This window comes from Fictibacillus sp. 5RED26 (genome assembly GCF_015903895.1).
Lineage (GTDB): Bacteria > Bacillota > Bacilli > Bacillales > Fictibacillaceae > Fictibacillus > Fictibacillus phosphorivorans.
Genome location: NZ_JACZDU010000009.1, coordinates 1 through 24567, shown reverse-complemented (window position 1 = coordinate 24567; position 24567 = coordinate 1). Strand labels below are relative to the sequence as shown.

Annotated in this window: 33 protein-coding genes; 15 read left to right on the top strand and 18 right to left on the bottom strand. The window is 32.1% G+C overall.

The annotated features are described in order from the left end of the window. Nucleotide 1: 1 nt before the first annotated feature. From IHV10_RS20155 to IHV10_RS20110, 10 genes are all read left to right on the top strand, one after another. Nucleotides 2-1402, top strand: a complete 1401-nt coding sequence (locus IHV10_RS20155; protein ID WP_197133790.1) for a DUF3991 domain-containing protein — start codon at nt 2-4, stop codon at nt 1400-1402. A gap of 302 nt (nt 1403-1704) precedes the next feature. Continuing rightward, nucleotides 1705-1890 (top strand): hypothetical protein, encoded by a 186-nt coding sequence (locus IHV10_RS20150; RefSeq protein ID WP_197133788.1) that lies wholly within the window; start codon nt 1705-1707, stop codon nt 1888-1890. A gap of 59 nt (nt 1891-1949) precedes the next feature. After that, nucleotides 1950-2195, top strand: a complete 246-nt coding sequence (locus IHV10_RS20145) for a hypothetical protein (protein WP_197133787.1) — start codon at nt 1950-1952, stop codon at nt 2193-2195. Nucleotides 2196-2252: 57 nt separating this feature from the next. After that, on the top strand, nt 2253-2501 hold the full coding sequence (locus tag IHV10_RS20140; RefSeq protein WP_197133785.1) for a hypothetical protein: 249 nt from the start codon (nt 2253-2255) through the stop codon (nt 2499-2501). A gap of 61 nt (nt 2502-2562) precedes the next feature. Beyond that, nucleotides 2563-3030, top strand: a complete 468-nt coding sequence (locus tag IHV10_RS20135; RefSeq protein WP_231619638.1) for an LPD11 domain-containing protein — start codon at nt 2563-2565, stop codon at nt 3028-3030. Nucleotides 3031-3273: 243 nt separating this feature from the next. Next, nucleotides 3274-3912: a hypothetical protein gene (locus tag IHV10_RS20130; RefSeq protein ID WP_197133783.1), complete on the top strand. Its 639-nt coding sequence runs from the start codon at nt 3274-3276 to the stop codon at nt 3910-3912. Between the two features lie 42 nt (nt 3913-3954). Further along, nucleotides 3955-4728: a Fic family protein gene (locus IHV10_RS20125; protein WP_197133781.1), complete on the top strand. Its 774-nt coding sequence runs from the start codon at nt 3955-3957 to the stop codon at nt 4726-4728. A gap of 32 nt (nt 4729-4760) precedes the next feature. Beyond that, the gene (locus IHV10_RS20120; protein ID WP_197133779.1) at nt 4761-5150 is read left to right on the top strand and encodes a hypothetical protein; all 390 of its coding nucleotides are present in this window, start codon (nt 4761-4763) and stop codon (nt 5148-5150) included. 296 nt (nt 5151-5446) lie between these two features. Beyond that, nucleotides 5447-5968, top strand: coding sequence for a sigma-70 family RNA polymerase sigma factor (locus tag IHV10_RS20115; RefSeq protein ID WP_197133777.1), 522 nt, complete (start codon nt 5447-5449; stop codon nt 5966-5968). Then, on the top strand, nt 5968-6999 hold the full coding sequence (locus IHV10_RS20110) for a DUF4030 domain-containing protein (protein ID WP_197133775.1): 1032 nt from the start codon (nt 5968-5970) through the stop codon (nt 6997-6999). The genes IHV10_RS20115 and IHV10_RS20110 overlap by 1 nt, the downstream gene beginning before the upstream one ends. Before the next feature lie 39 nt (nt 7000-7038). On the opposite strand, the gene IHV10_RS20105 is transcribed toward IHV10_RS20110, so the two are convergent. From IHV10_RS20105 to IHV10_RS20060, 10 genes are all read right to left on the bottom strand, one after another. Continuing rightward, nucleotides 7039-7578 (bottom strand): hypothetical protein, encoded by a 540-nt coding sequence (locus IHV10_RS20105; RefSeq protein WP_197133773.1) that lies wholly within the window; start codon nt 7576-7578, stop codon nt 7039-7041. Between the two features lie 141 nt (nt 7579-7719). Next, on the bottom strand, nt 7720-7995 hold the full coding sequence (locus IHV10_RS20100) for an AbrB/MazE/SpoVT family DNA-binding domain-containing protein (RefSeq protein WP_197133771.1): 276 nt from the start codon (nt 7993-7995) through the stop codon (nt 7720-7722). After that, nucleotides 7992-8591: a recombinase family protein gene (locus IHV10_RS20095; RefSeq protein WP_197133769.1), complete on the bottom strand. Its 600-nt coding sequence runs from the start codon at nt 8589-8591 to the stop codon at nt 7992-7994. The genes IHV10_RS20100 and IHV10_RS20095 overlap by 4 nt, the downstream gene beginning before the upstream one ends. 343 nt (nt 8592-8934) lie before the next feature. Beyond that, nucleotides 8935-9387: a hypothetical protein gene (locus IHV10_RS20090; protein ID WP_197133767.1), complete on the bottom strand. Its 453-nt coding sequence runs from the start codon at nt 9385-9387 to the stop codon at nt 8935-8937. A 70-nt stretch (nt 9388-9457) separates the two neighbouring features. Then, on the bottom strand, nt 9458-9655 hold the full coding sequence (locus IHV10_RS20085) for a hypothetical protein (protein ID WP_197133765.1): 198 nt from the start codon (nt 9653-9655) through the stop codon (nt 9458-9460). Between the two features lie 238 nt (nt 9656-9893). Beyond that, nucleotides 9894-10628, bottom strand: coding sequence for an AAA family ATPase (locus IHV10_RS20080; protein ID WP_197133763.1), 735 nt, complete (start codon nt 10626-10628; stop codon nt 9894-9896). Between the two features lie 35 nt (nt 10629-10663). Beyond that, nucleotides 10664-11602 (bottom strand): ABC transporter permease, encoded by a 939-nt coding sequence (locus IHV10_RS20075; protein ID WP_197133760.1) that lies wholly within the window; start codon nt 11600-11602, stop codon nt 10664-10666. Further along, nucleotides 11599-12495, bottom strand: a complete 897-nt coding sequence (locus IHV10_RS20070; protein ID WP_197133757.1) for an ABC transporter ATP-binding protein — start codon at nt 12493-12495, stop codon at nt 11599-11601. The genes IHV10_RS20075 and IHV10_RS20070 overlap by 4 nt, the downstream gene beginning before the upstream one ends. Nucleotides 12496-12513: 18 nt before the next feature. After that, nucleotides 12514-13077, bottom strand: coding sequence for a hypothetical protein (locus tag IHV10_RS20065; RefSeq protein ID WP_197133754.1), 564 nt, complete (start codon nt 13075-13077; stop codon nt 12514-12516). An 81-nt stretch (nt 13078-13158) separates the two neighbouring features. Continuing rightward, nucleotides 13159-13536 carry a hypothetical protein gene (locus IHV10_RS20060; RefSeq protein WP_197133751.1) on the bottom strand — a complete coding sequence of 126 codons (378 nt, stop codon included), beginning with the start codon at nt 13534-13536 and terminating at the stop codon, nt 13159-13161. 215 nt (nt 13537-13751) lie between these two features. Between IHV10_RS20060 and IHV10_RS20055 the strand changes: the two genes are divergently transcribed. Continuing rightward, nucleotides 13752-15521 (top strand): hypothetical protein, encoded by a 1770-nt coding sequence (locus IHV10_RS20055; protein ID WP_197133749.1) that lies wholly within the window; start codon nt 13752-13754, stop codon nt 15519-15521. Between the two features lie 74 nt (nt 15522-15595). Here IHV10_RS20055 and IHV10_RS20050 read toward each other — a convergent pair whose 3' ends face one another. The 7 genes from IHV10_RS20050 to IHV10_RS20020 form a co-directional block, all read right to left on the bottom strand. Beyond that, complete coding sequence (locus IHV10_RS20050) at nt 15596-15817, bottom strand: hypothetical protein (protein ID WP_197133746.1); 222 nt, start codon at nt 15815-15817, stop codon at nt 15596-15598. Then, nucleotides 15810-16457 (bottom strand): hypothetical protein, encoded by a 648-nt coding sequence (locus tag IHV10_RS20045; protein WP_197133743.1) that lies wholly within the window; start codon nt 16455-16457, stop codon nt 15810-15812. Before IHV10_RS20045 ends, IHV10_RS20050 begins: the two co-directional genes overlap by 8 nt. Nucleotides 16458-16489: 32 nt before the next feature. Beyond that, nucleotides 16490-17440: a DUF3895 domain-containing protein gene (locus IHV10_RS20040; RefSeq protein WP_197133740.1), complete on the bottom strand. Its 951-nt coding sequence runs from the start codon at nt 17438-17440 to the stop codon at nt 16490-16492. A gap of 128 nt (nt 17441-17568) precedes the next feature. Then, on the bottom strand, nt 17569-18162 hold the full coding sequence (locus tag IHV10_RS20035) for a hypothetical protein (RefSeq protein WP_197133737.1): 594 nt from the start codon (nt 18160-18162) through the stop codon (nt 17569-17571). Then, nucleotides 18159-18578, bottom strand: a complete 420-nt coding sequence (locus IHV10_RS20030; RefSeq protein ID WP_197133734.1) for a hypothetical protein — start codon at nt 18576-18578, stop codon at nt 18159-18161. Before IHV10_RS20030 ends, IHV10_RS20035 begins: the two co-directional genes overlap by 4 nt. 334 nt (nt 18579-18912) lie before the next feature. Continuing rightward, nucleotides 18913-19269, bottom strand: coding sequence for a hypothetical protein (locus tag IHV10_RS20025; RefSeq protein ID WP_197133731.1), 357 nt, complete (start codon nt 19267-19269; stop codon nt 18913-18915). Between the two features lie 13 nt (nt 19270-19282). Next, entirely contained in the window at nt 19283-20434 is a 1152-nt protein-coding gene (locus tag IHV10_RS20020) for a ParM/StbA family protein (RefSeq protein ID WP_197133729.1), read from the bottom strand. Nucleotides 20435-20872: 438 nt separating this feature from the next. On the opposite strand from IHV10_RS20020, the gene IHV10_RS20015 reads away from it, so the two are divergent. The 3 genes from IHV10_RS20015 (at nt 20873) to IHV10_RS20005 (ending at nt 23637) form a co-directional block, all read left to right on the top strand. Then, nucleotides 20873-21490: a hypothetical protein gene (locus IHV10_RS20015; protein ID WP_197133726.1), complete on the top strand. Its 618-nt coding sequence runs from the start codon at nt 20873-20875 to the stop codon at nt 21488-21490. 111 nt (nt 21491-21601) lie between these two features. Next, nucleotides 21602-22429, top strand: coding sequence for a hypothetical protein (locus IHV10_RS20010; protein WP_197133723.1), 828 nt, complete (start codon nt 21602-21604; stop codon nt 22427-22429). 365 nt (nt 22430-22794) lie between these two features. After that, on the top strand, nt 22795-23637 hold the full coding sequence (locus IHV10_RS20005; protein WP_197133721.1) for an ATP-dependent DNA ligase: 843 nt from the start codon (nt 22795-22797) through the stop codon (nt 23635-23637). A 213-nt stretch (nt 23638-23850) separates the two neighbouring features. Here IHV10_RS20005 and IHV10_RS23150 read toward each other — a convergent pair whose 3' ends face one another. Beyond that, nucleotides 23851-23940 carry a putative holin-like toxin gene (locus IHV10_RS23150; protein WP_370629683.1) on the bottom strand — a complete coding sequence of 30 codons (90 nt, stop codon included), beginning with the start codon at nt 23938-23940 and terminating at the stop codon, nt 23851-23853. Nucleotides 23941-24351: 411 nt separating this feature from the next. Between IHV10_RS23150 and IHV10_RS20000 the strand changes: the two genes are divergently transcribed. Then, a partial coding sequence (locus IHV10_RS20000) for a hypothetical protein (protein WP_197133718.1) occupies nt 24352-24567 on the top strand: 216 nt, incomplete at its 3' end.

The following is a 24567-nucleotide window of genomic DNA, read 5'->3' as shown; positions in this document are numbered from 1 at the left end:
CATGAAAAAACGAATGAGCGATGAACAAATTCAAGGCGCAGCATCCGTCGATATCGTGAGCCTTTGTGAAGAGATGGGCTATGCGCTTGAAAAGAAATCTGAACGCTATTACTTCGGAATCGATCATGATAGTTTGGTCATCGATCGAAAAGAAAATGTCTTCCATTGGAACTCACAACGTATCTCGGGAAACGCCATCGTCTTTGTTCAAACCTTCTTTGATAAAACGTTTCCTGAAGCCGTTAAGATGCTTACCTCAAATGACTATCAAAAGGGGATGGAGAAGCGTTTCGAAGAGGCTCCGGCGCAAGAATATGTCTATCAGATCCAACACGATACTTCTACAGCTGCGGTTGAAGACTATTTGATTCAAGAGAGAGGCATCGATGGCCAAATCGTTTCAGCTTTAATTAAGAAGGGACTTATTCGCCAAGACGTAAAAAAGAATTGTGTGTTTGTCTGGGGCTCAACGGGTCAGTGTGTAGGAGCAGATCTTCAGGGAACCGTGGCCATGAACAATGGGAATGGAAAGCGTACAACGTTCAAGCAAATTAGTAAGAATTCCGAAGCTCATTATGGATTTAACGTATCTTTAGGATTGCCCAAATCACTTTACTTTTTCGAAAGTCCCATCGATTTATTAAGCTATTGGTCCTTAAATAAAAATCTAAAAGACTGCCGGTTGATCTCAATGAGTGGACTAAAACGGCAAACGGTGATGAATATGATACATCATACAGCTGCATCCAGGGGAACGTTGCCGGTGAACGGGATATTCTTTGGTGTAGACAATGATGTGGCCGGACATAAATTCGTTGATAAGATGGAACAGATGACAATGAAGGCAAAAGATGGCCAAGAGATTAATCTACAGAATTTGATTCCTAATGACACGCAGATCCCAAAAGAATACATTCCGATGTACCAGGACGCAGCTATTGCATACAGAGTGGATTGGAAGCAGATTGCGGCCATTCATAAAGCAGAAACCAATCTAAGTGAGACGAATGAAATATCCAATGACTTTGGTTATGGCCGTTTCTTTGGAAAACCGTTAGAAGCCGGAGAAAAGCCTCAGAGAATCGATTTAGTGTCTTCCATCCAAAAGTGTGCAGAAGTTCTTTCAAACCATCTTACACACGGTACGGTGGATTTAAGTGCTGTTTTACACTACTCTTCATTTCCTTTAGATACATTGGAGAAAATGCAAAGAAAAGTGGTCAAGTACCATGAAGCATACGAAGACCTAGGATACCTCCCTGTGCAGGAGTCCATAAAAGACTGGAACGACAAGTTAAAAGAAAGAAACAATCAAAAAAAGATGGATCGAGGCTATACGATTCTCACAAAAAAGCCTAAACAAGTTGAAAGTAAGAAACAACAACTTACCTATGGCATGTAAAGTGAGAAGAAGCTGAACGAAAGATAAATTCGCTATTTAATCAAGTGTAAAATACTTAGGATTCTTTGCAATCTGCCGATAAGAAAAATGTAGAAGTTTTATCCAACCAGAAGAAATTATCTTATGTTAGATCATATCTTCCGTCCCTTTCATGTACTTAAAGAGCGTCATCCATTTTTGGATGACGCTCTTTATATTTTTTCTGATTTAAAACAGTTCATTAATTATACCTAATCTACATTAAAGTGTTGTTATTTTAATGTATATCAGGTATAATTAATTTATAGAAGGAGGTGCTAATCATGAGAAATCAAAAAAGTATTATTAGTAATTTACCGATTGGAACTTCGTTATTAATAAGAACATCACATCAATCATATGGCGGTACGTTAACAGCTATTCATAGTGAATGGTTCGTCATAAAAGAAGCGAATGGAATGAGATTCCCCATTGATTTTCAAGAAGTACTTTGGAACTCGGCAGAATAGAGAAGACTTAAATAGAAATAGCTAATAATAAGAAAAAAAGTTTAGGAGAAAGAAAGAATATGAATACCGTTACGATTGAGAGACATCATACCGATTATCAAAACCATACATCCTTTATGTTCGAAGGGACAATTAAGATTGGAAAAAGTTATCGAATTAATTATTCAGATGAGTACATTTACGAAGGGTATGTTGATCAAATTTTTCTAGATCCAGATGGTGATGAACTGATAGAGCTTCAAACCATAGAAGGAAAACTTGAATTCATACCAGCGAAAGGAATTTATGAATTTGAAGTGATTTAAATGATAAAAATAAGAGGGAAAGCCGGTTAAGGCTTTCCCTGATAAAGGATGAGGAATATGAACATAATGGAACAATCTTTCGAACTGGAAAAAGACATCTGCTATAGTGCCGGCCAATTAATCTCCCAAAAAGAAATAGAGGTTACAAACATACAAGATTTTATTTCAATAATCGTACCCCAAATAGAAAAAGAGTTTAAGGAAAGCTTTTCTTTATCAGATATAAAAGAAAACTATGAGGGGCTCATTTTTGACTTCACCACAGAACGCCTTTTAATTTACCACAAAGAGCGCAGATTACCTTAAATGAAGGGTGTATCTTTATATCATTTTAGAAACATAAAACGACTTAAAGGAGAAAAGGATAATGAACGAAAATACAACGGAAAATAGGAACATAAGAACTATGGAGTTAATGGGTGTGGATGATTGGGATAGACCCGTATATAAGTGTATTGAAACAAATCAGCTGTATAAAGACATCACACTTGGGAATGACGAAACCCCTTCGTTATATTGCTGCGGAAATGTTTTTGAGGGTGAACCTGGTTTCCCTATCAACAGTGATTTAGAAGTTCGTTTTATCCAAACTGTGGAGAGGCCAAGCCCTGAAAATCGTTTTAACTATATGTTATTAGATAGGTTAAGAACCGATTGTGATTATTACTTAGGTTATGGAAACAGAAATGCGAAGAATCTATGGGCTAATAATGAAAAAGAGCAGATCGCAAAAATGAAGGATCTGTATAATGGTTTTACTGATGATGAGAAACCTGAGTGGTTAACATACGAACAAATTTTACAGTACGAAAAGTCTATGGTTAATAATAATTAACTTAATTTGAAGCATGATGGGCAGGAAGACAGGGAATTGTAAGTTGAATTTCCTGTCCTACTCTTTTATTTAAAAACTGATTAGCTTTTTAAGTATGGCTACAGTATGATTATTCTGTAAGACTTTTTTTCTTATATTGGCTATTTCCTTACCTGGAACACTGATTCCAGGTCTTTTTTTAAAATAAATAATGCATTTTTGTTATAATTACAGTAATGAAATAAGAAATAGGAGGCTTAAGTTTTGACTAGATTAAGTTTCAACTTTGACAAAGGTATGATTAATCGTTTTAATACCTTAGTCCCCGAAACAGCAAGATCCAGAACCATTAGAAACTATCTACTGAAAGAATATCAATTACCAAAAGATATAAAAGACTTACCCGTTCAATTGGAAGGTGAAAATGAAATCTATCCTTTCCACTTTAATTCAGAAAGTATAGAAAAATTAGAAGAGATTGTACAAGAAGCCCAAAAGATGGGCATAAGCATAAATAAATCCATTGTTCTTAGGGATGTACTAAATAAGCTTATCGAACGTTATACATTAAACTCCTTCCCACCTAGGGTTATGAAAAGAAACACATTTAAAGTGGATATTGGAACGGTTCAAGACTTGGATAAGTATATTCCTAAAAAGGAACGAAGCATTATTATTGAGGATTTTATTTTGGAGGAATATGAAGGTCCTAATGTGCCAGGCGAGGTATTAAGAATTCGTCCAGCTTACAACGAAGATCTCAGTGTATCTTTGGAGATGGCCGTATTTGATAAACTTGAGCATTATGTGATTCAAACCAATACAAAAGGTGTGACAAAGGCAGCAATCTTTAGAGATGCTGTGAATAGTCTCCTTACACGCTTAAAAAGTGAGAAGAAGTAATTTTTTAAAACAATAATGAATGATTAAGAAAGGAGATTCGGCATGAAAAAGGAAGGCTTACCACAAGAATATTTAGAAGATGTTTTAGTAAGATTGGCGCACCATTCAACTGCAATAGAAGGAAATACGATTAGTCTTGCGGATACGGTTTCCATCCTTTTGTATAACACGGTTCCAAGCCAAGTTAATTTACGTGAATTTTATGAAGTTGATAATCATCGAGAAGCGTTTGAGTATATTATCCATCAAATTCAGACAAATCAACCATTAACAGTAAATGCAGTAAAAGACATTCACGAATTACTTACAAATAAGTTGCAACATGATAGAGGGAGATTCAAATCCTCAGATAATGCAATTAGAGGGGCTGACTTTTTAACAGCTTCAGCTAGTGAAACACCACAGTTAATGGATCAATGGGTAGGAAATTTGAATTGGCAGCTGGGAGAGGCAAAAAGTAAAAAAGACATCATTAAAATCGTAGCTGATTTTCACATTCAATTTGAGCGCATTCATCCCTTTTCAGACGGAAACGGACGTACTGGACGTCTAATCATGAACTACTCTTTACTTCAGCATGGAATCCCCCCATTAATTATAGAAGCTAAGGACAAGGTGAATTATATTAGCATTCTGGCCAACCAGGATGTAGAGAAGTTCTTAACATTTGCGGAACAGTTAATTGAGCGTGAAGACGAACGAATCAATCGTTTTAGAAATAAGGAGAAAAGCCAAGTACCAAGTGTGGAGATCATTAAAAATGTTGATAGAGAAATTAAAAAAGTAAATAGAAGAAACAAAGAGAGTGAGAGATAGTGGAGATAACCAACTGAAAGAGGAGTAGACAAGTGAAACGGTTAATCATTTTCATAGGAATCTTCATTATCATGGTCATTACAAATCCAAGTAAAGCTGATTTTGTAGGGTGGGTAGAAGAAAAAGGCATTGAACAAAGCGATAACATTATTGAAAAAGGCATTACCTATTTTGCAACTGAAGCCTGGGCTGAATCATTAACCCATACAAGTAATTATATAATCTTCTCGACCTACACTATGCTTATGCCAGACGGACAAAATATGAACTTTATTGGAGCTTTTAATAATTTCTTACCATTAGGCCATATTGAATTAAATTCTATAGTAAGCAGTGCCCTGAAGTTTTTACTGTTCCTTGTTGTAGCTATTATTTTATTAAGGATATTAAGGATTCAAAGACAAAAGCGACCAGACAATTAATGTCCAGTCGCTTTTACGTTACTCACAAATATTTTAATTCGCGGTACGCTACCATTTTTACAAATTACTATGACCCCACCTAACTCTCCAATTGTAAAAGTACACCTCTACTTTTGTAAAAACACATTTATTACTTACCCAAATATTTAATATAAAGATTTTTAATAAGGAATCATGTAGATACTGTAAACATTAAAGAAGCATTTTATACATTCAAAAATAAGTAAAAAAATTTTACTCTTCTGCAACGTTTTTTTGTTTTTCTATGTCTAACGGTTTAAGAAAGAGGTGTATTGATGTCAAATGAAAAAAAGATTAACAAAGCTAAAAAAGGTAATTCTAAAGCATTTGAGGAGTTAATTCATGAAGAAAAAAATAAACTATTTCGTGTGGCCTTTTTGTATGTGAAAGATGAAGATCTTGCATTGGACATTGTACAAGAGACAATCTATAAGGCATTTGTGTCAATAAAACAGCTAAAAGAAACTCAATATTTTTCAACATGGATAACTAAAATTCTTATTAACACTGCTCTTGATTTTATTAGGAAAAATAATCGTTTGAATATAGTCCCATTTAGTGATATTGAAAGGTTTAATTTGAATCACAGGATAAATCTTGTTGACAAATTAGATTTAGTGGAGGCAATTGAACGTTTAGAAGAGCAATATAAAACCGTAATAGTTTTAAGGTATTACAAAGACCTGACCATAAAACAAATAAGTGAAGCCTTAGGATGTCCTGAAGGTACTGTTAAAGCTCGATTACATAGAGCTATTAATAGATTGAAATCTGATCTCAAAGAGGGGTGTATTTAATGGAAAAATATTTAAAAGAAAACGTGAAAAATGAGATAGACAAAGTTAAGATTCCTGAGGAAAAATTAAATCAAAGAATAAAAATTGCAATTAACAAAGGCAAAAAGGAACAACATAGATACTCAAATAAAACGTTCTATATAAGTGCTGCAGCAGCAATTCTGTTTGTACTTTTGATGAGTTCTTCATTAGTTTCTCCAGTAATGGCAAATGTAGTTTCTAAAATCCCTCTTCTTAATCAAGTCTTTGGCTCAAAAGATATAGTAACTCATATTTCAGAAGAGCTATTGGCCAAAGGGTATAAGATATCTGGAGTAGGTGTTTCCGTTCCTGAAAAAGAGCTCATAATTGGAATAAAGGGTTCTGAGGAATACTTTGAAGACGTTAAAGGAGATGTAGAAACAATTTCAGGCTCCATTTTGGAAGCTAGAAATTATGATGCCTATACACAAAAAATAATGTTATCAAATGAATCTAAGGATGATCTTTTAGAAAAGGATAAGGAAAAAAGGGAGACAGCTGATTTAGAGTATGAAAAAATCCATACTATAGTTACAACTGAATTAAGAAAACAAGAATACAAATTTTTATCACTATCAATGAGTAGTAACCCTAAAACTATTCAAATAGACATACCTGATACAGAAACAAGAATTATCGAGCTAAAGAAAACGGTTAATGATGTTCTAATTAAGAATAATTTAAAAACCCTTCCCTTAAACATAAAGAAAATTGATATGGAGAGAAGAGAACTAGATAAAAAGTGGTTAGGAATTCTTGATATTGTAGGGGAAGAACTATTGGGTAAAAGAGATTATAATGTCTCCACAGTAGGATATTCTATTGATCCAGTCCCAGAAATACAAGCATTTATAACTTTATCAAGCTCAGAGGAAAATTCAAAAGATTTTGCCAAGCAGCTTGAAAAAGTTATTGATGATTTTCTGAAATCTGATCAAATGAAATCGAAGATTGGAAACGATACTTATAAAATTACTATATACAGTAATGACAATAAGATAATTAATTAAGTAAAAAGGTGTCACCAATTGGTGACACCTTTTTACTTATCAATCGAATCCTTCAGCATAAATAAAGTCTTGTGTGAAGGCATTATAAACATGAACATAAAATTCAGCTTCAGTATCATCTACAAACCCTGAGATATTTTCAGCTAATAATGTATTATTGAAGGCGTCAATTCTAATTGGTTGGCCTACTGGATCATCAGCATTATCAGCATCATATTCCATGAGTTGTGCAGTAAATGAGTTCCCACTTAATATACCCGTAAATTCAACTTTGAAATTTCCACCAGCTGAGCGCCAATTAACACCAGATTGATATGGGATTGCCTGTCTTGGTGTATTTCCAACATATACTGTATTGGAATATTGCCCTCTAGATTGCCAACCTGAAGGATCTGAAATTGTAAGAATAGAGACATCTGAATTAGACATACTTTGTTCGGTGTTAATACTTGCATCTTTTTGTGGTACAGCTCTAACTGAAAATTCCGTTGATGAAGTACCTTCTTCAGCGTTTGCTAATACGGGCAATGCAGTAAGTAAACTTAAACTCAATAATGGAATTCTTAATTTCTTAAGCATTTGTTTCCACCTTTACTATGTATTTTATTTTTATCTTACTGATTTATAAATTCTACAAAAATACATATTTACCTTTTTGCGCTAAAAATTATTTAAATAAAAAAGCCACTAAGTTTTGTTTACTTAATGGCATAATATAGGTTATTTACTGAGTAATTGTAACTCTTCCATTAGACGTTTTGCACCTTCAGGACTTAATGTGAATTTACCGTTAGCATAACTTTTATTATTAGGTGATATAGACCCTGTAATAGAGCAAGTCATATTAGAAGAGTATTTTTTTAGGATAACAGTATCCCCTTCGGTAAAGATTTCTACAGGATCTTTTAAATCAATCTCTAAAGTTCTTCTTAGTTCTATAGGTATTACAACTCTACCTAGTTCATCCACTTTTCTAACTATACCTGTGCTTTTCATAATATCATTCCTTTTCTTTTTCTTTCTGAAGCTGCTCTATACAGAGTTGCTCTACTAATATTTGTAATTGACTCTATGTCTTTAACGGTCATTTTGTTCATATCCCTGTTAAAGAATAATTCAAGTGCATATTGTAGACCGCGATGTCTCTCTGTGTATTTTTTGGGTTTCCCTTTATATACATTCCTTTCTTTTGCTAATGCAATCCCTTCGATTTGTCTTTCTTTAATCATATCTGCCTCGAACTCTGCTATTCCTGATAGTACAGTTATCATAAGCTTTCCGATAGCCGTAGAAGTATCAACTCGATCTCCACCCATATTTAGTACAATAAGAGAGACACCTTTGTCATTAAGCAACTCAATAGTAGAAAGTGCATCTTTTGTACTTCGAGCAAATCTATCTAACTTTGTGACCACAATTGTATCACCTGACTTAATAGTATTAAGTAAACTATTAAACTCCTCACGGTTTTTTTTGTTACGTCCAGAAGCTTTCTCCTTGTAAATTATTTCACACCCATTGTTTTTTAATTGACTAATCTGTGCAGTTAGATTCTGGCCAATAGAAGATACTCTTGCATACCCATATTTCATAACGATTTCTCCTTATTATTGATATATGTATATGAGACGCTCCGAAGTCAATAATATCAGGAACTTGAAAATGTATCAATAGAGTAGAGTTAATTGATACAAAATAAAGGACTAGAAAAGAAAAATTGAAAAAAGTAGAAGATATTCCAAACCTTATATAAGAGTTAAAGGCTTAGGAGATTTTACGACAAAATTTACAGTTCCAAATAAACAGGTACATAATGAAACAAACTTAATTATAGGGATTGTAAAGAGTCCTCATACAACTAAAGAAAACGAACTGATATTACAGAGGGTGAATTTTTAAACCTTTTAATGGTAAAAAATAATGACTGACTTTTAGTCAGTCATTATTTGTAGCTTTCTTCAAATCCCTGTAATACTTATGATCTTTTAATACTTCTGTTTCCCCGGCCCATAACATTTTGTTGTTACTAGCGTCTACTACGATATATCTACATTTAACTCTGTTGTTTGCATCAAGTACTGAGCTAAAGAAGAATACTTCTGCATTCGGGTTTAACTTTTCACCGTCACCAGAGTAAACTCGAGGTTCTATTAACTTTCCTAATTTACTAATTGCAACTTTTCTTAGATCTTTGTACAAAATCTTTTCTCTCACATTAGTTGTAGCGTCATCATATTCTCTATAAGACAATAATGGATTATTTTTCAAAAACTGACTTGGGGTTTCTGATTTACTTGAAGAATGCTTTTGATTTGCCAAGACATCTTTACCGATAAATAAACCAATTACAATTAAAGTTAGTAACAAGAATATTGAAATTTTTTTCAATTTATTTCCTCCTAAGTTTAATATTTTATACTAACCTTAAGTTTGAATTTTATTCCATTTCCAATTACTACTAGCTATCTTTTATTAGTTTTTTTAGTGTGAGGATATATTTTTCATATTCATTAATTTTATCCAATAATTCTTTTGATTTACTGTAAGCTTCTATATAACCCTTAGTACGTGGTATTTTTTCTTCATACTGGTGACCAAGAAGCTCCTGCAACCTACGAAATTCATTTATTATGTCATTTATAATTTGCTTGTCCAACAATTCTGTTCCTCCTCGTTATTTTCTCTGTTTAAAATATATAAGACTTCGTATATCCACTAATAAATGGGTATACGAAGTCTTATCTTATTTTAAGCCGAACGTCTTCTCTAATACTCGTGAATAGTTTTATACTTTTCAGGCATGCGTTCATAATCATTTTTCTGATTTTAGCCAAAATCGTAAACTTGTTGCCAATGATAACGACAATAATGACCGACTAATATCTCAGCATCATCTACAGATCCTCAAATATCTCCGATAGAAATTTTTCTTTATTATTTATAAAATACTTTGTAATCAAATAATGTTCTGTTTCTTCGTAAGTAATTTCTTTTAATTCTTCATTGTCAAAACTTACAATAGTTGCATCCGGATAACCTAACAGTATTGGTGAATGTGTGGCAATTATAAACTGAGATTTTTTACGAACATCGTGTTGCTTTAAAGTGCGCAACAGCGCTAGTTGTCTAGAAGGTGATAATGCTGCTTCTGGTTCATCCAGAAGGTAAATACTTTTTTCTCTATGGCTAAACCTATTATTAAAAAGTGAAAAAAATGATTCACCATGAGATTGCTCTAAGAGCGATTTACCTCCATATGGGATATAAGCTTTTCTGTCAATTTCAGCTAAACTATCAATGTGTTCTGCAAACTGAAAGAATGTTTCCGCTCTAAGAAAGAATCCATTAGAAACCTTAGGTAGCCACGATAATTTTAGAGTTTCTCCAAGAGTATTATCTTGATTATTAATATAACTGTTATTTTTACTTCCACCACTTGTATTAAAACCAATTTTATAGGCAAGTGCCTCTAATAATGTCGATTTTCCAGTTCCATTTTCACCAACAAAAAACGTGATATTAGATTTAAACTCATATTCGCTCAAATGTTTAATAGTAGGAATAGAGAAAGGATATTTTTCTAAATTTAAATTAGTACCTTTGTCGACCGTAAGTTTATTTAAAAACATAATAGCTCCTTAAGATTCTAATAAAGATTCTTTTCTTAAACATCCCTTTTAATTTTGGTAAAGGTTATCCACGTAATAAGTAAAAACATGATTTGATACATTGATATTATAAATAATGAGGAATATAATGTCATATCTTCCATCTTAGGTACTCCCCCAAACAAATAATCCTCTAAATGAAGATTTGAAAACAAAGAATACTTATTCCAAAAAAAGTCGCTAAAGAAATCTGTAAGTACTGTTAATGAAAACATTATCGTGATTGACACGCCTATACTGATTGCACTGTTATTAAATAAGGTAGAAATCATAAATGCTACAGTTGCAAGTACAACGAGGTTTATAGCATCTAATCCATAATTTATCAATACATACATAGAGAGATTAATCTCTTTAACCACATTATTTTCAACGAATAGATGTGGCTGCGAAGTGCCAGAGAATCCAAACATAAATCCACCAATTAGCCATGAAAAAAACAACATAAGTAAATATTGAACACAAGCATAAATAAGTACAGTTATAAACTTAGAAGCAAGAATTTTACTTTTGGAGTATGGCTTTACTAACAAATTTTTTAGTGTACCCCATTTATATTCATTTGTAAGGATGCTGGAGGCTATAATTATTGAAAAGATAGTAGCGATCGACAACTTGCCACTAATTGAATTAATAAATCCCCAAATATTGTCGTCAGCAATAGGTTCATAGTTATTTTTAATCCTGTATTCATTCATAAGGATCTCTTTTGTGTAAGGTTCAACATATTGAGGGTTCGCTTCCATCTGACTAGTCAAAAAACTATTGTACTTAGTTAAATCATCTTTCCAGTCTGGATTGTCTTCTAAGTACCCACTTCCTACTTTGGAAATTATTCCACCACACAAAACAAATAAAAATAGCAGCACAAACAACACCTGAGTTGAACGCTGATAATAGAGTTTAATGTTTTCGTTTATTATTAAGTTGTTCATCTGTTTCCTCCGGTTAATTCAAGAAACCTATCTTCTAAGGTTATTGATGAAAGGTTTGTAGAATATATAAATATGTTGTTTTTTGAAAGAAGGTTTAGAATGTTAGCAACATCTTCTGGGGTAGTTTCTATATATAACTCTTTATTATTGGAAGTCACTGAATTTATACCATGTAAATTTAAAATGTTTACTGCTTTTTCCGTGTCACTAACTATTATTGATAAAGAGGTTTTATCCCTATAATCTGTTATATTTTCACTAAGTATAGTACCTTCTTGCATAATTAGTATTCGGTCACAAATAGCTTCTATTTCTGCCAGTAAATGACTTGATATAATAATGGTTTTACCTTTAGAACATAACTGTTTTATATAATTTCGCAATTCATGTATACCTTTTGGATCTAATCCATTCGTAGGCTCATCTAATATTAATATTGAAGGATCGTGTAACATCGCCTGAGCTAATCCTAATCGTTGTTTCATGCCAAGAGAATAGTGTTTAACGGTCTTGTGAATATCCTTATCTAGTTCAAAAAAATGTATTATACTTTCAATCTCTTCCTTTAATACAGCTTTATTATTCATCCTAGAAGTTAGCTTTAAATTTGACCATCCACTTAAAAAAGGGTACATTGTAGGGTTTTCGATTACTGCACCTACATTAGAGAGGAATTCTTTGTAATTAATATCTTTTCCATTTATTTGTATCTTTCCTTTTGTCGGTTCGGAAAGTCCAAGTAATATTTTTAAAAGTGTGGTTTTACCAGCACCATTCGGACCAATTATGCCTACGATATCTCCTGAATGTATTTCTATATTAATGTTTTTTAATATTTCTTTGGATTTAACGACTTTATTTATATTTACCATTTCAATTAAGGGTGCACCCATATAGAATTCTCCTTCATATTAATTATTATTATTAACAATAGCCTGAACTTCTTTTTCTCCTTTTTTTGCTTTTGCAATTATTTCAGAGATATTATTAATATCTATTTTACCCTTAAACCCTTTTCCGTATATTTCGCCAGACTTTGCTATGTATGCAAAAGAAAATCCTTTTTGTTTAGAAAACTCTTTAAACTTTTCATCTGAGAAATCTGGAATCTTATTTTCATCAGTAAAAATAAATTTCTTAAAAAATGCATATGTAGGGTTTCCATATCCAACAACAATAATCGGTATCTCTACTTGTTTTTTTAACCATTCATTTAATTCTTTCATATTACCTTGCATTGTACTTTTATCTATAATAATACCCGAATTATTGTCAATTTTTATCTTCTTTAATTTATTAAAATCGTTTACTACTAATATTTTAGCATCTTTTAAAGTTTTTAAATTTTCGATTTGAGGTGATTTTGAATCAGTAAAATATATAGCCTGATAATCTTTATTTGTCTGAGACTTTACATAATAAATAGACAACAATATTACAATAATAAGAACTATAAGTATCATAATTTTTTTCAATTTGATCCCACCATTTTTAATAATAGAAAAGGCTTACTATAAGTAAGCCTTTTTTTATGTAAACTCAGAGTTGAAATGAAATTATCTTTTTGTATATGATGTACCTACACCTGGTAAGACACGAAATGCGTCGCCATCTATTGCGTAGGCAGTTCCAGAAAGAGTAGCATAAATATACACGTTATTTGGTCCAGGGGCATTGATTACATCCCCTTCCCATCCAAATCCAGTACCTGAAATCGAAGTAGAACCCGAATAGCCTGCAGAATATGAGATTAATCCCCTAAAGTGATATGGCCATGTTGTTGCGGGTTTTACATTCCAGTCTAGCATTCTATTACTAGAGAGATATGTAAGTTCTGAAATCCCCCCCGGTCCAGTTGCTGCACTCGCTCCTAAAGGTGAAAAAGAACTTCCAATTGTCAAAGCGGTCAAAAATGCCAATATTTTTCTTTTCATACTAAAATCACCTCCTTTTACATATAATAACATATTTCTACAAATTTATCAGACTATTTATAATTTTTTTATAATTGTATTGAAATAACAGTTTAAAGATACTTTTTACCTATAAAATGATTTGGTACAAAAAGCGACATTTGCGATAGTCGACTATAAATAATAATTGTTTAATAATGTATTAAAGGACTTTTATAGAAGGATGTAGAGCGATTATGAATAGTAAAAGAATAGAAGAGATTGCAGTTGCAGTTGTAAGAAATGAAATTTTAAAAAACGACTTTCTTTCTGATGAGATCCCCGTAAATGACAAAACTCCGTCATGGGACGGTGAAATTTGGCTATATAATAATAAAAATCAAAAGAAGGATACGCTGTTTGGTAAAGTCCCTGTGCAGATCAAAGGAAAAACTGTAAAAAAAATAAGTGATGAAGTGACAAAGTATCCTATTAATAAATCCGATCTGAATAACTATTATAGGAATGGTGGGATTTTTTATTTTGTAATTGAATTAATTGATTCTGAAAATACTCAAATTTTTTATCTATCGTTGTTACCTATTGATATCAAACAAATACTAAATGAGATGGAAGGGAACAAGTCTAAAAAAACTATAACAAAGAAATTCAAAAAGTTGCCTTCTACTGAAAGAGCACTGGAGTTTCTATCGAGAAATTTTATATATCACAGTAGAAAACAGGGGATATCATTAATCGATACTATAAAAGCAACAGATTTTGATTCTTACACGACAAAAGTAATTTTCCCAAGTAAGAATACACTCAGAGATAATATTTTTGAGTATGGAACGTATATGTATGGACGAATTAACAGACTTAATTTAGATATCCCATTATACAAACTAGACTTTGAGAAAATTGCTGAAGAAACTGATATTTATATTGGTCTAAATGAGAAAGTGATTTATGATGAGGTTGTTAGAGTAATAGAAAAAGGGAAAATTACTTTGGAGTTCGGTAAAAGTTTCGTATTAAGGTTACCTAAATTTATTGATGATCAGAACCAAGTTGAAATTCAATTTAATGAGCAAGGTAGCCTCCAAGATAGAATTAAAGACTGTCGGTTTATGCAGGAAATATGTAGTGAAAAGAAAATCAGCATTAACCATTACGAAATTCCAATTGAAAGCGTTGATGGAATTGGAAATGGTATAAAGCGTATTGAAAACTATGTAATCTATCTAGAAGAAATCTTAGAAACCTTTAACAGATTAAAGGTGTCCTTTGAATGTGATTTTAAACTGTTAGGCAAAGAGGATATACAAAAAATAGAAATTTTAAGAGACGCTATTATACATAAAAATTATTCCAGACTTAAATTAGCAGTAGATAACTGCTTTCTTAAATTTATTATTGGTGATTTAAAAATAACTTTAGTCTCGTTAAAAGTGAACGAAGAGTGGTTAGTCTTTAATTTATTTGATCTAGATGCAATTAATAAAAATTTTAATATTATGGTGACCTCAAAAGATAATATTCAAAAAGCTATGCATAGCCCTTATATCATGTTTGAAGCAGCTGAGTTATTTAGTTTGGATAATTTGAATATAAAGGTAATTGAGTCATCTTTAACACAAGTTGATTATAATAATGATTACTCAGTTCAATTGACAAATAATTTTTTGCTAAATGTGTTAATGTACTTTGATAAAAATAATCATAGAGAAGAGATATTAGATTTAGTACTAAATGTTTATAATTATTTAACCCAGCTGGAAAATAATGATCTTCTCAACTTCCTAAATAAAATGCAGGCTATAAAAAGACAGAGAGAATTTACTTGGGAGGAAAAAGAGGAAATCATTAATCAGAAAAATCAAAGTCACCATAGTAATGAAATTTTATGTGCTTTTTTTATTCTCTTAGGCAGTAAAATAGAATTTGAAATTAATTTTAATAAATTATCTGAGGAACAAAAAAAAGTGTTTATATCATATCCAATATATAGTTTAATAATGAAATGATTAGCGTATCAAAGCTAAAGAACCTAGAATTTTCCTATGAGGAGATCCTGGGTTCTTTATATCTAAATCTCTTATCAATTGTTTTTATATCTATCGGACATTCTTTCATAGGCCTGTTTTTGTTTTTTTTCAAAAGCATAAACTTGTTGCCAATGATAGGGACAATAATAACCAACCAACTTATTGGGGTTTTGCCAATCATAGACAGCAGCAACGCGATCGATACCTTTCCCGACTTCCTCCATACAGTAGTTACAATAATATCCTTCTTCTCGAATGACTTTGATATTAGTCATTTTCTTTATCCTCTTTCATATCGCTACCAGCATACAATAATTCTCGTTTCATTAAGTGCATTTTTAATTCTTCAGCAAGAGGAATTTCAGGGTTAATAGTGAAACGAACCGTTTTTTTTGCAAGTTTCATTCTTTCTTCTAGTGTCATTTCAAAAGTCATTTTACGTTGGGCTTCAAAATGCCCCTCACTTTTTATGGATTTTGCTAATACTAAATCAAAGTCAATGTCTGGGGAGCAGCCATTCACTTTAATGAAATGTTCCATTAGGTTTTCCCATTGTTCCTTACTAAGCACTGATTTTGTTCGACCAATATGTTGAAGCGAGTGACAATCTCTACAAATGAGTTTTATTTCTATTAACTGGCATACTTTATTTTGAAAGTCGTAATTCTCCAACTCATGTAAATGAAGGCGTTTTATGTCTTCTTCTTTACCGGGTACCCAACCACAGATGGAACACTTATTCTCTTGTTGTTCTAACACTGCTGGACGAAGTTTCTTATTCCAAAAATATTGGGCTGCTTTCCTTACAGTGCTACCATGAAAAAAAGGTGGTTTAGCTGAGGGTAAAAGTTTAAATTTCGCGAGATCAAGTTCTTCCCACTGCTTCTTACGCAATTGCTTTTTTCGAGAAACCATACGTCTTGAGCTCCTTTTTAACATTTTAAACTTTAATTGGAGTAGAGGTCTTCAGTATTTTTTGTGTGAAGTAGACCAAGATTACCTTGCTTTACTAAAGTTTCTAAGTGCATACATACAGATGGGTAAATTTTTGGTTTACTAGTGCTGTACCTCTCTCTAGATGCCCCGTGCTCTTTAATTAATAGCTCACATAGTACCCTGGTGCTACTAATTCCCTGATCCAGAAACTTCATTATTACATCCCTATATTCAGCTATAACAAAATCTTTGTGGCCAATGTCTATGGCAGGTAGTTCCTGGTTCTCAAAAAAAGTTTCTTGCCAAGTATCCAGTTCCTCACCAACACCATCATTCTGTTTTGATCGAACCTCTACTTCTATTTCCCTTCTAAGTAATTGTTCCTCTTCAAGTGTAGCTAAATAAGCAAGTTTCAACCTTTTAACTTGCCTATTAAGCAGTGGAACATTGGCGTTCACATGCAGTTGCATTTCTGAAGGAAATATGTAATCTTCAGTGATAAACGGAAGTTCATTCTGAATCTGCCATCCAGTGTCTATCTTATATAGCAGTTCATCCGGTTCATAATCAATAAAGTTAAAACCGTTAATAATTAATTTGATAAGGTTTGGAGGAATACCGGTATGCTCTTCAAAATGCGTAATACCAAACCTTCGAACAGTTCCTGTTCCCTTATGTTTAACGATATATTGATATCTAAGTGGTCTACCGCATTCACAAGGGGTTTCAGGATTAACAAAACCGTTATCTATATAATCCTCAAGAATCCACTCATCAAGTAGTATTTCAATTTCTTCACTAGGTACATCTTCAGGAAATACTAATCCTTTATCCCGTGCCATGTAATTAGCAAAGACTGTCTTCTTTCCTCTTTTAAGGTGCAGCTGCAGAAAGTCGACTTGAACATCGTTTAGTGCATTTAGAATTCTATCTCTTTCTTTGGCGTTCATAATGATTGTCATGTTTACTTCCTTTCCCCCTAAATCTAGGCTAAAATGCACTTAAAGATCCTATATTTGTAATTTTTTCATAAATATAATAAAAAAACCACCTATATTAAGGTGATTGAGATGTAAATATTTTAAAAAACTTATTGCCTTTTACTTTCTGTAAATTTTATTAGTTTTTGGGCTATACACTTTACATTACCCTGTTTATACTCATTAATAAAATCTGTAAATATGATTTCTAATATTAATTCTAAGGTGAAATGATGGCCAGGATAAAAATCCTCCAAATCTAATAAAAAATTCTCTCCTCTTAATGCATCCTCTCGATCCATACCAATTTTTATTAGGCAACGATCTACACATTCACCCTTTCTATCCACCTCATTATTAAACGAATAATCATTAATCTTAACGGAAGATGTATCACGAACAATTAGCCAATTATATATTTCATGAAGATTATTGTTGCTCTTCCTAAGATATAGTAAAAAATCTTCATATAACGCTGACAGTAGATGTGCTTGTGTAAACTTCATTTTAATATCTTTAGTGATGTCATAACACAGTGTTTTAGACCGGATCACTATCACGGAAGGCATACTAATAGATAGAAAGACTTTGTTATCGATTCCTATTATCCGATCAATAAACTTCGAGAGAAAAGAATCATTATATGCTCCTTCAATGCGATCTAATTCTTCTCCTATAATGTTTAATTGGCTGTATGCCCTCATAATAGAGTACCGCCCTCTAATTTCAATATGAAAGTTAAAATCCTATGTGAAGCCTTCCTTTTACTACAGTCCCAATCAATAGTGTGATTCATTAATATGTCGTTAAACTCTTTTTCTAATTTAATTTCTACTGGCTTTCCTGAGGTTTTATATTCAACTTCTGGGTAATCAAAATTCCTTGTTAAAGCTTTTTTCAACAACAAAGTACAAAATGGAGTTACAGGCATATTAGCCTTATAAGCTAAATATTTTATTAGCCTTTTTTCTTCTTCAGTGACGTAAACACGAATATCAAACTTAGCATCACATCTTTTTTTTCGAGGCTTGTCTTTATTCAATTTCCGAACGTTTTTTCTTTCTGGAAGTTTAGCTGCGCCTTCTTGCTTCTTCCCATAAGATGGATTAATAAAGTTCATATACCTCTCTCCCCCACTGTAAAATTCTCTCTCTTCATTAAATATGTCAGCGTCATTTTGTTATTTTGTTAGATAGTCATTTATATGGAGAAAGGTTAGAGGATAGAACGTATAAAACTAAAAAATTCAGTTAATAATGAAAATACGAACAATTTAAATTTTGGAGGTTTTATTATATGCCCAAATCTAATGTGTCGGCTTCATTAGGATTAACTAAAAAACAATTAAAAGATTTTGTTAAAGCTGCTAAAAAGAAACCAGGTATCAAAATATTCAAAGTAAAATAAAAGACCGTTCCTAAAAAGGTCCGGTCTTTAAAATATTGAAAAGGCTTTTAAAAGTCTAAATCATAAGTTTCATCTATGGTACCTTTTATATCTTCAGTTGTAATGACTTGTCCTTCTATAACTTCATTTTCTGATTGATACTCTTTGCTAAAATTTTGCGATGATGACACATTAATATTTTCTATCTTTTTTGCTAAGTCTTTAAAATGCTCGTGCATTTCTCTTTTCATTTCGGAGATACTACCTGCCAATGATTGATCTGGTAAGGTTCCGTTAAGGTCTCTTTCGACTAAGCTTATTAAATAGTCTTTGAGTTCTCTATTTCTGGACTTGGTTTCAAAACAGTTATATACACGATCAGACATATGGTCTGTTCTTATAGCAAATGTAGCTTTTCGTTTCAATATAATCACTCCATTAAGGCTTAACTAATGTGTCTGCACGACTTAAAATTTCTAGTCCATACAAGTTAAGTTTTCGAGCTTCTGGCAAGAAAATATGATTAGATTCCAAAATGTCAGAACCGTATTTTTCTTTGATAATTTCTTCTATAGCTTCTTGAACTACCGGTGCAACACCACCAAAATAGCAATATTTATAAGTTTTGTCTTTTGGAGAAGGAAAAGCATCTTCTATTTTAGAAAGGACTATCGATGTCCAATCTTTTAAAGCTGCTTTAATTGGAGTAGCAAGATCAATAGATTTTCCACTATTTCCGTCCCTTCGTTCCATCTTAGTCTTGCCGATATTTTTTACAATAAAGTTTTCAAGTTCTCTAACATCATCAAAATGTTCAATTAATTTTTCAGTTCTTAGTTTTTCTATGTGACCTAAAAATGGGATATCTGCTATGAATGCCATTGATTCACGACTTCTTGGGGCGTTTAAACCAGCTGGTAATAAACATAGATCCCCTGAACCTCCGCCTAAATCTACCATGACCACATCATGATTCTTAAACTGTTCTGCATCTGAATTATCTTCAAGTTCGAACGTTTTCTTAATTGCCCATCTAGCTACTTCACTCTCTGTTCTGCATTTACTCTCATTTACTTCAATTGAGATTTCCTTTTCAAAACCTGGTGTATGAACCTTTACAGAATGAGTTCCTAAAAATCTTTGAGCCATTTTTTGTTGCATTTCACTAAACTTATTTAGTTTAAATAGAAGCCATATAGGAAGCATTGTAGAAAAGTAATCAATTTCAATTTTATTATCTTCTTCTTTTTCGTTTTTTATAGTGTAGTAATAAGCATTTGAAGCAAGAAATAAAACATATGGGATATGCGATTCAGCTTTATTATGTAATTTTCGAATATGATTGTTTCCAAGAATTTGATCCTCAGCAACTTCTCCGACTAAAAAATATCTCTCTTCATTATCAATAGTGCAAGAAACCAGGAGGTTTTTGAGTAATTCTTGTGGTGAGTCAATCGAAGTTACGAAGTAACCCTCAGCTTTCTCTTTGCTTAGTTCCACGACATTTGTAGGGATTTCAAAATAATAACCATCAATAAGATTCATGTTAATAGAATTTCCAAAGTCAGTGTTCATGCGTTTAACATTCATTTAAATCTCTCCTCAAATTATATTTGCTGTTTGTTAACATATTAACACAAGTAGGAATAGATTTAAAGTAATTTGTTAACAATTTTAATAGTTATAAATACACAAATCAACATGGTTTATAGAATTATTTAAAGGTTATTATATAATTTGTTAACATTATATTATGTTGTTAACAAAAGCACGCCTTTATATAGCTTTTAATTTAAAGGTAAGTTTATAAAATGGAGTAATGTACTACGTTAGTTCATTTTAACTAATTGATAATCACTAGATTTTAGTGTATTACGCATGTATAAATAGTAATAATACACATTTTATATATATAATTTAAAGGAATTTTAATATCTGTATCGTATACTAGTGATTAATTCGTAATATATATCATGCTCAAGATGTATTACGTAATACACCTTGAATGATACATCAGGAGGTCGTGTTATGAATGAAGATGAACTCTTAAGTGTTGGACTGGTTGCTCAAGAACTTGGACTTGATCGGCAAAAGCTACAAAGGTGGGAAAGTGCTGGGTTATTATCATTTTGTGTTCATGATACAGACGGAAGGAAATTTTTTCGAAAAGATTTTGATAGAATTTTAGAGGTAGCTGAAGTAGTCTCGCGAACTGGTTCCTTAAAGGCTGCGTTATTAGAAATTGAGAAGAATAATGCTTTAGAAAATGTTCTGGAGAGAAAAGAAGAAGATAAAATGGTGATGATGCTTGAAAAAGCGATCGGTAAGGAGCAAATGATAGCTTTTTTTCAGGAACTTGGCCAACAAATGAAGGCACAAGAAATTCACATAAAAAAGCAAGATGAAATGTTGCTTGTTCAAGCACAAGAAATTAAGCAATTAAGAGAACAAATGACAGAACTAAAAACTATGCTAGCTGAACCAGCGTCCTCCTTTAATCAAGACGATCTTATAAAAAGAATCGATGAAGAAGTAATTCAAAAACGTCAAGACGAACTGGTAAAACAGTTTACACAAACCATCGAGAAGAAAGAACAAGAAAAAGAGAGTAAGGCTGGTTTTTGGAAACGATTATTTAGCAGATAATTATTGAATTAAGTAAACCACCCGATTTATAGGGGTGGTTTTGTTAACGTTCACCTTGATTTTCCGATACATAGTATAGATGAAAAAATAAAATAAAAGGGGATAGTAATAGTGGTTTTAGAAAGCGTGCTTTTTAAGTTGTATCCAAAGTACCACGATTATAGAAAATTAGTAGATCAACAAGTATCTAACCATTCGGTTGCTGAAAAAATAGCTATTAAATCAGTAAAAGATTTCCAACTAGATTATGGAATTAACAATATCTATAGTTTTTCTGTTGTTGAAGAAGATAATAACAAAAAAAATCTATTAACAGAGATCACTGATTATAATGAAGAAAATCAAGTTTATACTGCTTTTACAGAAGGAATCGGGAATATTTTCTTGATAGATGAATATGAAAAGAAAAATATGCTAAAAGATGCGTATTTTCAAAATAAAATGAATAATGGAGACCTATCCTTACCAATTAAAGCAACTGATGTTAAGCAAAATGTCCCTGATTTTTTGTATGTTATAGACAATAGGAATTATATGATTTCGCTACAATCTAGATTTAGTATTGAAACGGAAGAGGGCAAAAGAAAAGAAGTAGAGCAACTTTATAAATACCTTTTCAAAAACTTGGGTAAATCAATTGATATTGATCCTGATTTTGATAAGTCAGGGTGTTATGAAAAGCGTTGTAAGTTAGTCTATTTCAGATTAAACCTAGATAGCCTATATATAGTAATAGAGCATAATAACAAAAATGTTTATCACACTTTTAAGAACATTAGAGATATTGCTCATACGGTTACTTATGGTGGGGAAGCATTAAAGTTTTGGCTTTACATGGGCGATCGAAATTATCGTTTTTACTTGCATCATCCAGATTCTCTAGATGTCCAAATAGATTCTGCTATATATAGTTTATTAAAGCCAATTAAATTCGTTTGACCTTATTTATTAAGGTGAAAAATATCTTTTTTGGATTTTATAAATGCTGATAACAGCATATAATAAAAGGGCTATTAGAGGTTAGAAAAGTCTAATAGCGTTAAGAAATGAGTATTTTTCATTAGGAAAAGCTCAACACAGGCTAAAACCACCCTCTAAGCTGCCGAGCTATTCAAGGGTGGTTTTAACATATAGAAGTAATCATTAAAAGAGAGCTATTATTATAGAACATAGAAGCAATATTAAAGGAGACGTAACCCATTCAAATTGAACTACCAGGTAGGTTTTTTATTTCCTTAATGTTCCACATGCTAGATGCTATAAGGTTTGAGACTGTTCATGTAAAATAGTTACTGGTGATTATAATGTTTATACAACCAATGCTATTACACAAAAGCGATCCATTTACTTCTCCTGATTGGATATTCGAACCCAAAATGGATGGAATACGAATTATATTAAGTAAAATAAACGATAAAGTAAAAATTTTCACGAGACACAAAAATGATGTCACAAATAAATATCCCGAGTTGTATGACATACCAGTGAAAGAAGATATCATTCTTGATGGTGAGATCATATGCTACGATCCTATAACGAAACAGGTAGATTTTGAACTCTGTATGGAACGATTCATGACTCAAAAACCTGAGAAAATGAAGCGATTCATTATCAGTTATGTTGTATTCGATATTTTACACTATGCTGGCAAAGATCTTCGAAATTCCCCATTAAATGAAAGAAAAGAAATACTTCATTCTGTTTTAAAAGACTCCAGATATATAAGTAAAATACGTCATATTAAAGAACATGGAGAGCAGTTATTTGAAGCAGCAAAGGATATGGATCTTGAAGGAATAGTGGCCAAGAAAACATTAAGTTGTTATGAAGGACGTAGATCAAACGAATGGCTTAAAATAATTAACTGGAAGTATGAAGATATTATTATAACAGGTTATAAAAAGGGTGGATTAGGCTGGGGTTGTGCTATTGAAAAAAATGGCCGTTTGCAAAATGTTGGCTTTTTAGAATTTGGTATGACTCCGAATGATAGAAGAGCGTTTTATAGTGTATCTCAAAATCTTATAAAGAAAGAAACACAAACGTTTGTATACTTAGAACCTAGAATAAGAGCAAAAGTTAAATACAGAAATTGGACAAAAAACAAAATGCTAAGGACGCCAGTTTTTTGTTCATTTATTTTTTAATATTTGCTAGACAGTTTTTAGCTATACTAATGGTATGACAAAGTGCTAGAATTATGGTATCTTAATAATAGATATTGCATATACTAAAAAAAAGAAGCCATTGGTGCAGCTAACACCTAATGGCCTCATATACACAACAGAGTATTTCCAAAAGGAAAAGGCTCAACGCAGGAGTAAAACCACCTTAAGCTGGCGAGCTATTCAAGGGTGGTTTTACTTTTTATTTTGGAAAGACAGGATCGCAACTATCAAGACGCTAAAGCTAATCATAAGTTGTAGTGCTTCCGAAACTGTCACAGGCATCACCCCCTTTCGGTAAAACCAAAATGGGGTTGAGCCCTTCCACCCTTGAACGTCCTCTATTGTTTCCTCATTATATCACAAACCTTATATTAAGAATTAGAATACCTCTATTTTAATAGGGCAACCTAATGGATTAAGGCAATAAATTATTCACTCCCTAAAACGACCACAAAGAAAAATCCTAAATATAAATGGTACAGGCATACCTTGTGAAATTTAATAAAAATTTGAGCTACCCCTATATGAGAATGCAATAACTCCTTTTGTCAGGGGTTATCCTTTCTAAAACAATCGGGAATAATCGCCACTCGATTGCTTTTTATTATGCACCACTTAAGCGAATCCCCATATGGTTCAATATTCTGACAAAAAATGATAATATAAAAATGGAAGGGAATGGAGGTTTTTATTGTGCTCTTAAACGAAGCATTCAAATTAACTTTTCATCAACCAGAAGTTGATTTTTTAATTCCAAACTTAAAAGAAGATCTAAATCTTTATGTAGATCCTTATTTGTTTTATAAAAGTCAAAATCCTAATTTGAACGAGGTTCACACTGTTTTCCATAATTTTTTTTCAACAGCTATTGATCAAATAAATGGTGGCAATCTAAAAGTAGCTAAAAGA

Bases quoted from the DNA above. Each gene is read 5' to 3' on its own strand.
- IHV10_RS20155 (WP_197133790.1), top strand. From the start codon at position 2: ATGAAAAAACGAATGAGCGATGAACAAATTCAAGGCGCAGCATCCGTC.
- IHV10_RS20150 (WP_197133788.1), top strand. From the start codon at position 1,705: ATGAGAAATCAAAAAAGTATTATTAGTAATTTACCGATTGGAACTTCG.
- IHV10_RS20145 (WP_197133787.1), top strand. From the start codon at position 1,950: ATGAATACCGTTACGATTGAGAGACATCATACCGATTATCAAAACCAT.
- IHV10_RS20140 (WP_197133785.1), top strand. From the start codon at position 2,253: ATGAACATAATGGAACAATCTTTCGAACTGGAAAAAGACATCTGCTAT.
- IHV10_RS20135 (WP_231619638.1), top strand. From the start codon at position 2,563: ATGAACGAAAATACAACGGAAAATAGGAACATAAGAACTATGGAGTTA.
- IHV10_RS20125 (WP_197133781.1), top strand. From the start codon at position 3,955: ATGAAAAAGGAAGGCTTACCACAAGAATATTTAGAAGATGTTTTAGTA.
- IHV10_RS20115 (WP_197133777.1), top strand. From the start codon at position 5,447: ATGTCAAATGAAAAAAAGATTAACAAAGCTAAAAAAGGTAATTCTAAA.
- IHV10_RS20110 (WP_197133775.1), top strand. From the start codon at position 5,968: ATGGAAAAATATTTAAAAGAAAACGTGAAAAATGAGATAGACAAAGTT.
- IHV10_RS20105 (WP_197133773.1), bottom strand. From the start codon at position 7,578: ATGCTTAAGAAATTAAGAATTCCATTATTGAGTTTAAGTTTACTTACT.
- IHV10_RS20100 (WP_197133771.1), bottom strand. From the start codon at position 7,995: ATGAAAAGCACAGGTATAGTTAGAAAAGTGGATGAACTAGGTAGAGTT.
- IHV10_RS20095 (WP_197133769.1), bottom strand. From the start codon at position 8,591: ATGAAATATGGGTATGCAAGAGTATCTTCTATTGGCCAGAATCTAACT.
- IHV10_RS20080 (WP_197133763.1), bottom strand. From the start codon at position 10,628: ATGTTTTTAAATAAACTTACGGTCGACAAAGGTACTAATTTAAATTTA.
- IHV10_RS20075 (WP_197133760.1), bottom strand. From the start codon at position 11,602: ATGAACAACTTAATAATAAACGAAAACATTAAACTCTATTATCAGCGT.
- IHV10_RS20070 (WP_197133757.1), bottom strand. From the start codon at position 12,495: ATGGGTGCACCCTTAATTGAAATGGTAAATATAAATAAAGTCGTTAAA.
- IHV10_RS20060 (WP_197133751.1), bottom strand. From the start codon at position 13,536: ATGAAAAGAAAAATATTGGCATTTTTGACCGCTTTGACAATTGGAAGT.
- IHV10_RS20055 (WP_197133749.1), top strand. From the start codon at position 13,752: ATGAATAGTAAAAGAATAGAAGAGATTGCAGTTGCAGTTGTAAGAAAT.
- IHV10_RS20050 (WP_197133746.1), bottom strand. From the start codon at position 15,817: ATGACTAATATCAAAGTCATTCGAGAAGAAGGATATTATTGTAACTAC.
- IHV10_RS20045 (WP_197133743.1), bottom strand. From the start codon at position 16,457: ATGGTTTCTCGAAAAAAGCAATTGCGTAAGAAGCAGTGGGAAGAACTT.
- IHV10_RS20040 (WP_197133740.1), bottom strand. From the start codon at position 17,440: ATGACAATCATTATGAACGCCAAAGAAAGAGATAGAATTCTAAATGCA.
- IHV10_RS20035 (WP_197133737.1), bottom strand. From the start codon at position 18,162: ATGAGGGCATACAGCCAATTAAACATTATAGGAGAAGAATTAGATCGC.
- IHV10_RS20030 (WP_197133734.1), bottom strand. From the start codon at position 18,578: ATGAACTTTATTAATCCATCTTATGGGAAGAAGCAAGAAGGCGCAGCT.
- IHV10_RS20020 (WP_197133729.1), bottom strand. From the start codon at position 20,434: ATGAATGTTAAACGCATGAACACTGACTTTGGAAATTCTATTAACATG.
- IHV10_RS20015 (WP_197133726.1), top strand. From the start codon at position 20,873: ATGAATGAAGATGAACTCTTAAGTGTTGGACTGGTTGCTCAAGAACTT.
- IHV10_RS20005 (WP_197133721.1), top strand. From the start codon at position 22,795: ATGTTTATACAACCAATGCTATTACACAAAAGCGATCCATTTACTTCT.
- IHV10_RS23150 (WP_370629683.1), bottom strand. From the start codon at position 23,940: ATGCCTGTGACAGTTTCGGAAGCACTACAACTTATGATTAGCTTTAGC.